This window comes from Nicoliella sp. ESL1106 (genome assembly GCF_058509965.1).
The window spans coordinates 321,765-334,560 of the sequence record NZ_CP196341.1; the positions used below are offsets into that span (position 1 = coordinate 321,765).

1 protein-coding gene (running past one end of the window) is annotated in these 12,796 nt (G+C 40.0%); it reads left to right on the forward strand.

Going from position 1 to position 12,796, the window contains the following annotated elements:
* On the forward strand, positions 1 to 12,796 hold the 5' end (the start) of the coding sequence (locus ACSVI6_RS08355) for a DUF5776 domain-containing protein (protein ID WP_491721108.1). The gene runs 25,769 nt beyond the window's last position; 12,796 of the gene's 38,565 nt are visible here — the first part of the coding sequence; its start codon is at positions 1 to 3; its stop codon lies beyond the right edge, outside the window.

Below are 12,796 nucleotides of genomic sequence, written 5' to 3' on the forward strand. Positions count from 1 at the left end.
TTGGTATATAATAAATTTCAGTTTAAAAAAACAAAAGATAAAAAAGTCTTACGGAAGGTTAAAAAGCAATGGGTAGTCGTCTCTATTTCATTGCTATCTACAATTGGTGGGGTCGGTCTGTTTGGGCAGGGCGTTTCAGCTCGTGCTGATGAAAACACATCTAACGTTTCTTCTAAAACGCAGTCTAGTGATAGCGATGATTCGACCACTAGTAGTGGTGATAACTACAGTCATTCTAGTGCGAGTGCTTCTGTGTCATCTAATAGTGTAAGTACTAGTCAATCTAGCTCAACTAGTAGTAATAGCTCGACTTCTGCTTCTTCAAGTAGTACTTCAAATAGTACAAATGCTGGTCAATCTAGCTCAACTAGTAGTGATGGGAGTAGCGACATTGTTAACTATTCAATCGACACTAGTTCAGCTAGTGGAAGCGATTCTAAATCGACGAATAGTTCTTCTGAGGTAGCTAGTGCAAGCGATAGTAGTAGCTCTAATTCCAACACCAGCTCTGAAAACTCAATTTCTAATGGCTCAGTGAGTGCTGCTAGTGACGTTACATCAGAAGTTATTAGTTCAGCTAATAGTGATGTTAATTCTAGTGCGGGAAGCTCAACTGCTTCTTCAGAGGGCGCTAGCTCTGCAACGACTGATAGTAATAGTAGTGATGGATCTTCTGAAGATGATTTAGTTAGCTATAAAGTCGGAACGGACTCCAATGCCGATACTACACTAATTGCTGGTAATTTATCAACGACTACGGCCACTTCCAACTCATCTTCTGATTTTAATAATGGATTTTCTGCGGCCTCATCTGCAGCTTTGGCTGGGACGACAGTTGCAAGTAGCAATAGTAACTTTAATAGTGGTGTGAATGCTTTTGCTTTAGCCAATGCTGGAGCTGTTGCTGCTTGGAACTCAGTTCATCCAGATGAATTAAAGTCTGCTACTACTAGTAATGTTGATGTAAGTAACATTTATTATAAGAACGCTTACAATGGCGTTTTGAATGCTTTTAGTACTTATAGTTCCTTGAACTCTGGAGTTGGAGCCGATCCAAACGTCTATGGTTCTAATACTAATGGAACGACTACTTCTGGCGCTGCTAACCGTTCTAGTAGCGCTAACGTTGTTAATTCACCTAGCGATTCACAACAGGCAATTTCAGGTAATTCCGTTGCTTTAAGCTCCAACGTTGATGTCACGACTTCAGCACGGGCATTGGCTTATAATTATTCACTTGATTACTTTTTGGCTAATCAAGGGATCTATGATGCCGAAACTGGGCGTTGGAACGGGACCGATGCAAATGGTTCTTATAACGTCTTTACTAATAATTCTGCCACCTCTAATAATCCATATACCATTTCATATAACGGGGCGCAAGCAGCCTTAAATAATGCTCAAAGTCATTATAAATACGTTAGTGCATTAAATAACGCTAGTCAGAATAACGTTCTTTATAACATTGGTTATAATGATGTTTACAATAAAGTTAATAATCAAAATATTTACTACATTACAAATATTTCACAGTTTGATGACTACTTTGCAAACGTACCATCTGGAAGCACTAGTGAAATCAGACTCTTAACTGATATTGATGCAGGTTCAAATGCTGGAAACTCTGCGCCTACTGGAAGTACTACCAATATGACTATTAATGGTCAAAATCATATTGCTGATTTATATAATGAACATCAAAATCCGTATAACATTAATTCTTTGGTGGTTAAAAATTTCAAAAAACTATATGGAGTCAATTATTACGGACCAATTAATGAATATGCCTCCACGACAGGGACTTTGACCTTTAAGAACGTTAATTATGAGGGTTCTCAGATGTATAACTCTAATTCTACAGGGTCTTTTAAACTGTACATTGATGGAATCGTTAATACCACTTCTGAAGGTTCTTATACTAGTCCATTTAGAACCATTAGTACGTTTGCTGGGAATCAACAAAATATCCAGACCCAAAGTATGGAGTTATTACCCAATAGTCAATACTATGGAAAAACTCAAATGGGGAATAACATCGAACTTTCCGGGAATTTGACCCTAGATAAGGGCTCTATAATGGTCCTAACTCCAAATGGTGGAAATGGTGAAGATTCCGGTTCGTTTGGGACCAACGCAGCTGCTAATAACGGGATCATTTTAACGAACTCACAAAGTAGTTTGACTATTAATGAAGGGGCCAGATTAACTGTAACCCCTAATAATGGAGCGTCAGCGATTTTTACAGCTTCAAAAAGTAATGTTTACGTCAATGGTGGGACCCTTGAAGCGGTATTTAACAATAGTTTAAATGACAATAATCCGGTTAATTTAAATGGGAACGTTGTTGTGCAAAACGGTGGTGCTTTGTCGGTCCACGCTACTAAGAACTTGAATGGTTTCAGCGGGAACCTATTGACTGTTGGTGGGAACTTAAACGTTATGAATTTAAGTAACCTCTACATTTATTCAGATGGTGGGGTCAATAATTTAACCCTTTTAAACAACGTTGGTAACGTTGTTTTGAATAACCCAGGTAGTAAGATCATCTTTAGTAAGAATGGTCTTAATGACGATCAAGGGGTCACTGATGGAACTAGTTATGGGAAGTTCTTTAATAGTCCACCAATTACTGCATATTCAGTGATCGGACAAGTTAATGAAACTCAAGATCCTACTCCCCAATATATGGTTAAAATTGGTCAACAATCTGGTGGTTTTAACCCCATTACGGTTTACACGGTTAATGGTCAGTTACAGACCAATACTGTCTTGAATAATTTTGACAATAGTAAGTCACATTACTTAAGTTTCTTAGCATCACCAACCGTATATATTAGTGGGCAGCCTAGCTTAATTAAGGATACTAGTGGCCAATCAGCTTCTGGCTACGATATTTCTGCTAAGATTATTATTGCCAACGTTTTGGATACTAGTAAGAATGTTTACGTTCGGGTAAGTACGAACGGAAATACGACTGCTAACGATGAACTACCAATTGGTTCAACTACAATGATCCAAGATCCAGATCAAGTAACTGCTCAAATTAATGATCCTTATTATCGGAATGGATACACCATTTCAATCCCATTTTCTGATTTTACTAAGGATTCTGATGGTAGTTACTCATATAAATACACTCGTCCATTAAATGCTGTGGGTAGTAGTACTATCCAAAGTGTGATTATTGATGCTCAATATGTTGTTACCAACCAAAGTACGACCCTAATTAACAATCCTGATGGCACTAACTCCGTTACTAATACTAGTCATAACCCGATTTTAGGGCCAACGGATAACTCTACTCAAAAGACCTCTGGAACGATCACTGATAACGCTTTGATCGTTAATAATACTGCACAAGATGTTGCAACTGCAAGTAGTGCAAGTAGTGCAGTTTCAAATAGTGATACCCAGATTTCGTCATTAGTCCCTAATTCCTATTACTCAATTGCGTCTTCTGCTAATAGTGTCGTAGGCAGTTATTATTCAAACGTTGCTAGTTATTCTGCTTCGTTGAGTAATTCCGTTTATGCCAATTTACCTAGTTATTCTAGTTCGGTCAGCGTTGTCAGCTCAGCGATGTCTGCAATTAATAGCTATAATAATGATGCTTCATCAAATGCCTCGATCGCTAGTTCCGCTTCTAGTGCGGCGAATACTTTGAGCGATAGCATTGCGAGTTTGGATGTTGCTGTTAGTTCAGCATTAGTTGCCGCTCAAAGCGCTAGTGCTGCATTAAATAGTGCTCGTGGGATGACGATTGCTAGTCAAACTTCGATTTCTAACGTTGCGGTTTCTGCAGCGTCAGTAGCTAATACCATTGTTACTAGTGCTAGTGCTGTAGTAAGTATGGTTAATAGCTATAATAGCATTGCATATAGTGCTGCAATCAACGCTATTAATGATCAGCAAAGTGCTTCTATCGCACAGAGTACGGCTAGCAGTGCATATAGTGCCGCCACTAATTTCTCATCATTCATCAGTGCATTGAGTGGCTATGCTTCAACAGCATATAGTAATATTTCAAATAGCTCTAGTTATGCATCTAGTGCTTATTTAGTGACTTCAAGTAGTTCTGCTAATCTCGATTCGTTCTATAGTTCTGCAGTTATTACTAAGAGTTCTGTTGCTAGCTATACCTCCATCACTAGCTTAGTCAATAGTTTGATCCCTAATAATGACGCTGCGAATGGATTTAATACTCTCGCACAGAGTGCATCCAGTACTTTTAACAGTGGCCTTTTGGTGGTTTCATCACAAAAGGCTAGTTTAAGTAGTGCAAATTCATCGGCTTCAAATGCTTATGCCTTAGCTAGTTCAGCATATTTAGCAGCATCCCAAGATTCTGCTAATATTTCTAACATTTTAGCTTCTTTGAACTACAATCAAATTAATAGTAATTCTGTCTCCCAGTTGCTTAGTTTGGCTAGTGATATTGGTAATCAATCACAAGCTGCAATTAATGCAAACGCATCTGCAAACTCAGCAATTGCTAGTGCCAGCTCTGCATATGTAAAGGCGTTTAATCAATCGGTTACCTTTAATGCCCAACAGAGTGTGGCCTCTAATGCTGCTAATTCAGATGTTTCTTATGCGGTAAGTTATGCTTCGACATCATTTAGCTCTGCTAACAGTACTGCTAATTCTGAAAGTCAGGCAATTGTTTCGGCTTCTAGCGCAATTATTAATTATTCTAACGCCGGGGCCTCCTTAATAAACTCTAATAACACTGCTCAAGTTGGCTATCAATCAATTGCAAGTACTGTAACTTCAACTGCTCAAGCTGCCATTTCACTTGCTAGTTCACGACCAAGTAATTCTGACATTCAGTCTTATGCTTCAGCGGCTTCTACTGCTGCTAGTTTGGCTCAATCGTACTCAAGTGATAACGCACAAAGGATCAGCAATGCTAATAGTTTGGAACAATTACTTAGCAATGCCGCAATTAGCAATCAAAATAACGGATTAATGGCGAGTGCTGTTATTAACTTGATTCAAAAGGACATCAATAATGCTAATTATAACGACTTATCATCACTATTTGGTTCACTAAATGATGTTCAACAATCATTAGCTAGCGTTATTAGTTATGCCAGTCAAGCGAACAGTCTTGAAACAGCAGCTTCGAATAATTATCAATCAATGAGTGGATCATTAGCTAGCATCACTAGTAATTCTGCTAGCTTAAATGTGCAAAGCACCAATGCGTCAACCGCACTTTCCAACATTAACGCAATTATTAGCCAAATTGATAATAATGCTTCTCAAGCAAGTAGTGCCGCGAATGATGCAAGTTCATTCGCAAATAATGCTGGAACTGCAATTAGTCAAGTAAATAGTAATAATAATTACATTGCTGCTAATAGTACTGCCACCAGTAATGCTAATGGTGAATATTCATCAGCTGCAACCGTTTTCTCTAGTGCAGATAGCTTAATGAGTAAAACGGCATCGCTTTATTCGAATCGTTCTGACGTTCAACAAGCTAGTTCAGTGGTAAGTGCCGCTGCAATAATCATGAGTTCAGCAGCTAGTGCTGCTAGTCAACAAATATCGACTGCCAACTCAGTTTCCTCAGTTGCTAGTTCAATTAATGTGATTGCCAGCAGTGCTGCTACAAATGCAAGTAGCGCCAATTCACTTGCATCATCATATGCTGTAATTGCTAGTCAAAATGCAGCGGTCGGTAATTCTTCAGCAACTTCAATTGCTGCATCAAACGCAATTGCTGCCCGTTCTGCTGCTTCATCCTACGCTGCTAACGCGGCTAGTGAAGCGATTATCGCCGCCAGTTTGACAAGCGTAGCATCAGTGAATGCTAGCAGCGCTAATGTTAACGCTAATTCAGCCGTTAGTGCTGCTAACAGTGCTCAATCAGCCGTTGATAAACTCATGGGGGCATTGTTAAACGATATTACAAGTGCTTCTTCAAACGCATCATCTGCCAGTTCTTCTGTTGCTAATATTGCTAGTTCAATTTCTAATCTTTATAGTAATGGGAGTTTAGCTACTAACTCAGTGAACGGTTCATTTGTTGCTGGAAGTAACGTCTATGCTTCAGTAGTTAGTGCTAATAGTGTTGCTAGCTCAGCTCAAGCTAGCGCGAATGTTATTTTTAGTGCGAACTCTAATAATTCACAAGTGAATGCGGCTAATTCTGCAGCTAATTCCGTTGCAACATTAGCCAGCAATGCTTTGGTGGATGCAGGGCAACAAAGTGCTACGTTATCTGCTGCAAGCAGTGCAGCTTCGAGTGCCTTTGTCAACCTTTCTAATGCCAATAGTCTGGCATCCTCATATGCATCTGTGGCATCGTCTGCCAATTCAGTGGCTCAATCGGCCTATAATAATCGATTTAACTCTGATGATAACGGACAAACTTCAATTGTCATCAGTGCGGCAGAAGTGGCAACTTCTGCAATTAATGATGAACGTGGCCAGTTAATTAATGCCAATGCTGCTAATTCAGTGGCCCAATCGGCTAATTCTGTTGCAAGTAATGCATTGGTTGCAATGAATAGTGACTATACCGTTGCTTCTACTAATGCTAGTGCTGCGATCGTTTATGCTGATACCGCATCCAAGGCTGCAGCCACTGCTTCTTATGCCCAAATTACTAATAGTATTTCAACGTTATTAAATTCACAATCAGTCCTTGCTACATCGGTAACTGCGGTTACTAGTAGCCAATACTCGGTAGCAAATGTTAATTCATCTACAGTCTCTTCAGCTGGAACCTCAATTGCTGCATTGGTTAGTGGATATAGTGCAACTTCTTCAGCGATGAATTCGCTAAACGGATTTAATAGTGTTAATTCTGACGCAATTAGTGCTACATCTGTAATTAATTCTGCTTCTGTCCAAATCAGTTCTGCAATGATCAATATTAATAGTGACGTTGCTGCTGGAAATAGCAATACTAGTTCAGTTGCTAGTCTGAATTCATATGCGTTAATGATCGCAGCTTCCATTTCAAGTGCTAATTCAGTGGCTAACTTTGAAACTAGCATTGCTAACAGTGCGGTTACTACTTATGACGTTTCTGGTGCTTCTACTGCCGCATCAACAGCAAGTAGTGCGATGAGCGATGTTTCATCATACTTGAATCAATATAATTCAATCGTCAGTGCTGCTAATTCTTATAAAGCAATTGGAAACAGTGCATTAGCAGGCTTATTTGATGATAATAATTATATTTCAAATGCTTCCATTACGGCCAGTGTTGCTTTTAATCGAGCATCCGTCGCTATTAGTAGTGGAATTCAATCTAACGTAAACCAGGTCAATAGTGTTCAATCTTCGACCGCAAGTGATTATTTATCCTTATATTCTAACTATTCCAGCGTTACTAGCATGACATCCATCAGTTCATTAGCACTTTCTTTTGCCTCTTCAGCTAATTCAGATGCTACCTATGACTATGGTGCATTTAATTCATACTATAGTGCAATCAATTCTATTGCAGCCGCCAATTCAAATAATAGTGCAATTGCTTCAGTTGCATCACAAGCTAGTTCATTAGTCAGTGCTAATGAATCTGCTTATACTGACTTGAAAGCCCAAAATAGTGTGATTGTCACCGCAAGTACAGCAGCTGCTAATGCTAACTCAATAGTTGCTAGTGCTTCAGCAGCTGCTAGTTCATATTCTAATCAAATTATTTCAGCTGAAAGTGCCGTTAGCGCCGCTCAAGTTGCTAATAATAGTGTAGCAGCCAGTTCTGCTGCAAGTGTGGTACTTTCCAATGCGCAGTTAATTGCCAGTGCATCTAATGCTGCAGTCGCAGCTAGTGCAAGTGCCTCGGCAGCAATGGCTTCCTTTACTTCTGCATATAATGCCCTGACGGTTGATCGCATCACAATGTTTAACTTAAAGAACAATCAATCGTCTAATTATATCAATGCATCTGCCTTTTCTGAGACTGCTAGTTTAGCTGTGTTAACGTCAAGTAGTGTTTCAATTGTAAATAATGCTGCTCAAAGCATCAATTCCTACTATGTTCAAACTTCAAATGCGAACAGCAATGTTATCAATAATACGAATGCAGTTGGCTCTGATTCAATTAGTTTAAACGCTTCGTCTGCTGCTCTTAACTCTGCTATCGGTAGTTTGAATTCAATAGCAAGTAACAATGCTAACAATTCAGACATTTCAAGTGCCAACGTAGTAGTTAATAGCTTTAATGCGATCTTGTCTTCTGCTTCAAATGTTATTAGTAATGAAAATAGCATTGCTAGTCAGATGGCAAATACAGCTAGCTCAGCATTTAGCAATGCAAGTTATGCATCTTCATACGCAAATCAAATCAGCAGTTATGCTGCTAACTTAAATTCAATTGCAATGACAGATGCAAGTGGGGGGCTTCAATATCTATCAGAAGCCTCTAGTGCTCAAATTGCAGCGAGTGAGGCGGCAAGTAGCGCAGCTTCAATTAATTCACTCGCTAGTTCTGAGTATTCCGCTGCTATCTCTGCAGCAACAGCGGCTAGTTCTGCTGCTTTCGTAGCGTCTGGAGCATTAAGTAATGTTAGTTCTGCTGCAATTGTTGCTAGTTCTGCGATTAGCACTGCTATTTCTAATGTGCAAAGTTCCGTTAATAGTTCTGTTAGCTTAGCAGCTTTAGCTTCTAGTACAGCTAATGGTAGTTTATCCTCGATCAATTCAATGGTTAGTTTTGCACCTAGCATCGCGACGAATATTCAATCGGCGGTTAGTTTAACGAGCAGTTATGCTGTACAAGTTAGTTCACAAGCATCGATCGCTATCTCATTTGCAAATAGTGCTAGCGCCATTATTAGTGCTAATTCTAATAATAGTTATATTGTAAACAATGGTTCATTAGCTTCATCTGCTGCTTCAGCTGCTAACTCGATGTTATCAGATGCTAATTCTCAAAGTGCTAATGCATCCAACGCTATGAATGAATACTCAATGGCTATTTTGAGTGCAAATGCAGCGTCACTGGCTGCATCAAATGCAACTACGAGCATAAGCGTTGCCATGGCATCGTTATCATCAGCTCAATCAACAACCAATAGTTACGCCGCAAGTAGTGCAGCTGCTGTTGTTGTGAATGCATCCAATGCTTTAAATAGTGCTATTCAGTCTGCGCAATCTGCTAGCTCAGCTGTAACAGCTGCTTCAATTGAGGCATCCAATGCTGTGCAATCAGCTCAACTTGATTTTACGAATGCTAGTACAGCTGCGCAAAGTGCTAATTCATATTTAAACAACGTAATTAATGGATCGATTGCTGCTTCATATGCTTCTGAAACCAGTTCAGTGGCCAATAACTTTAATAGTTATTACAGTATGGTATCCCACTACCAAGCTTATACCCAAATTGAATCACAGTTCATTAGCTACCAAAACGCTTTAAGTTCTAATAATAGTGTTATCAGTTCTAATAACGCAAGTATTGCTAGTGCACAGTCAGTAATTGCATCACTAGGGGTAAGTAACGCTTCTGATTCAGCTGTGATTTACGCAAATAGCGTTATTGCATCCGAAGCTGTTATCTACGGATCTGCTAGTAATAATGCTTCAAGTCAAAACAACGATTTCATTTCGATCTCACAAACTGCAACTCAGACTAACTCAGCTAATGTAAGCTATTTACAATCAATTACGGCTAGTAGCAATGCCTTGTCTTCAGCATTAAATGCGGCTAGTTCTGCTGCGGGTAATGGAGATTACTCAACCGCTTCATCTGTTTATTCATATGTATCAGGAATTGTTCAAATGGCTTCAGAATATCAAGATAGCGCTGCAGTTAATTATTCATCATTAACTAGTGGGTATGCTAAAGCGCTTTCCTTAATCTCAAATGTCGTTTCTGTTTCTTCAGCTGCTAGTACGGCGCTTTCGTTTGCTAGTTCTGCGGCGAGCTATGCTAATAGTGTTGTAACAAGTGAGCTTTTAAGTGCTTCTAGCATGGCAAATGCTGCAGCCCAATCGGCAGCTAATAATAATAAGAACGCTTTAATTAATTCTAATGCGGTTAGTGCAGTTGTCTCTAATGTGGCCAATAGTGGTGCATCTGCACAAATTGATTCTAATGCGATAACTAGCATTAGTTCACAAACTAGTTCTGTTGCGGTGCTTGCAAATTCGATTGCTTCTAATACAAGTGTTAATTCAATGTTAAGCAGTGCAATTGCGGTTGTTAATTCTGCTAATTCTGTTGCTCAATCGGCTAGTTTGGATGCCAACTCACAAGGGAGCAATATTAATAGTGCTAATGTTGTTGCAAATAGTGCTAATGCGATGGCATCTAATTATTCGACTGCCGCTAGTGTGGCTAATTCAATTGCTCAATCTGCATCAGCTGATGCTGTTACTGCGTTTCAAAATAGTAATGTATCAGCAGCTTCAAGCAGTGCTTCTTTAGCCGTGTCTGCAGCTCAAGTTGCTAGCAGCAATTATAGTAATGCACTATTGGCTAGCCAAACGGCATCATCTGCTGCTAATGTAGTTAGTGCTGCATCCATTGCCACTTCAAATGATCGTAAGATCGCAGCAGCAGCACTCAACAGTGCTAATTCAAATCAATCGATTGCTAATACGGTCGCTTCAGCAATTAGCAATGCTAGTTCTGCTTCTTCATTTGCATCCCAAGCTAATCAATCTGATAGCTTAGCTAATCAAATTGTGAGTGCTAATAGTACTGTAATGAACTCATTGAGCCAAACTTCCACTACGATTAGCAGCCAGGCTAGTGCGACTATTAGTAGTAATGGAGTGATTAATTCAGCTTCTGGGGTAATAACTAGTTTAAATCAGTTTAATTCTGCTAATTCAGCTGTTTCAAGTGCTGAAGTTGTTGTTGATTCGGCAATTACAGCAGCTAGCTCTGCTTCTGCTGCAATGAACAGTCAAAGTGCAGCATTAAGTCAGGCAATCGCTGCCGCTCAATCAGCAAGTAGTGTTGCATTCATCGCTTCTACTTCAGCTGCAACAGCTAGTTCAACGGCGCTTAGCGCTGCGGTGGTTGCATCCAATGCTGCGACTAGCGGTGATTCTGCTGCAGCTAGTTCTGAAAATCAAATTGCAAGTAGCGCAGCTAGTGCCGCTGCCCAGGCTTCAAGTGAGGCAGTTATTGAATCGAATGCACTGCAGAGCGCTTTAAGTACGGCTTCTGCAGCTGCTGTTCAGGTATCGATAAACAGTAGTGCCGTTTCACAGGCTGCCATTGATGCATCTAGTGCTGCTAGTCAAGCCGAAAGTATAATTAATAGTGGATTGGCATCTGCAAGCAGTGTTGCTAGTAGTGCTGCTAATAGCGCTTCTAGTGTTAACCAGTCTGCATCATCAAATGCTGTTGGGACAAGTAGCAACGCTTCTTTAGCTACATCGATTAGTAGTTTAGTTAATAGTAATAGTGTTCAAATTAGCCAACAAAACAGTTCCGCTAATTCCATTAATTCTGTAGCTAGCATGGTAGCTAGTCAAAGCAATGATAACGTCTCAGTTAGCATTGCTTATAGTCACGTTAGTTCAGCTGTTTCAATGGCGAATGCTGCGAATGCTAGTGCTAGCTTACAGGCATCCGTTGCTAGTTCAGCCGCCTCGATTGCTAATTCAGCTAGTGCTGCTGCTGTTGTTAATGCTAGTGTTGCTGCGAATGCATTTTCAAATGCGATTGTAGCCAGTCAAGCGGCTAGTTCCGCATCGGTTGCTGGAAATAGCACGGCAGCTAGTTCCGCAGCTAGTGCTGCTTTATCTTATGCACAAGCAGCTCAAAGTGCTGCTAATGATGCGGAAGCGAATAGTTCTACTGCTCAATCGGCCGTTAGTCAGGCAAGTACTGCTTCAGACATAGCTAGTTTTAACTTTGATACTGCTAGTAATGCAGTAAATATTGCTAAATACTATGCTGATCAAGAATCACAAACAGCATTGGCGTCATCAACTGCAAGTAATGCAGTTTCAGTTGCTAGCATGACTAGTAATTACAATATTGCTGTTAATCAGGCTTCAGTAGCTGTTTCTAGTGCTAATAACAGTGCTAATAGCTACTCAGCTCAAGCAAGTAGCGCTAGTGCGTCTGTTCAAGCTAATAGTACAGCTGTTGATAGCGCAAGCAGTACCATCAATAATTTAATTAATCATAATTCTAATAATGCAGTGGTTTTGAGTGCGAATACAGTAGTTCAATCCGCCCTCAGTGCTGCTGTTAGTGCAGTTCAAAATGCAACGCTACAATCATCGATTGCTAACTCAGCATCAACGGCTGCATCAATAGCCAATTCGAATGCCAGTGCTGATGCTTCTGTGGTTAGTTATCAAAACTCATTAGCTAACAGTAGCGCTAGTCTTGCAGCTAGTATGGCTAATAATAACAGCTTAAATTCAGATTCGATAGCTAACGCCATTAGTGCAGCCAATGTTTACTTGGCATCTGCACAGGTAGCTGCTTCTGATGCAAGTGCTCAAATGACGGCAGCTTCATCTGCCGATGTTGCAGGTTCAATTGCCGCTTCTAATGCTGTCTCTAATAATGCAGCGTTCAGTATCAATGCTTCTACCGCTCAAAGTGCTGCTAATGCTGCATTTGTGGCAATCAGTAGTGGAATTAATAGCTCTACTAGTATTGCTTCCAATGCTAACTCGACTACCACTTCAGCTGAAAACGGAATCACTAATGTTGAATCATCAGCAAACATTAGCTTAAATGGAACCAGTTCGAGTGCTAGTTCAGTATTTAGTTTAGCGACCGTTATCAATGCTAGTTTTGCTGATACCAAATCTGCACAGTCAGTGGTGGTTTCTGTACAGTCTGCTTATAGTAACAACA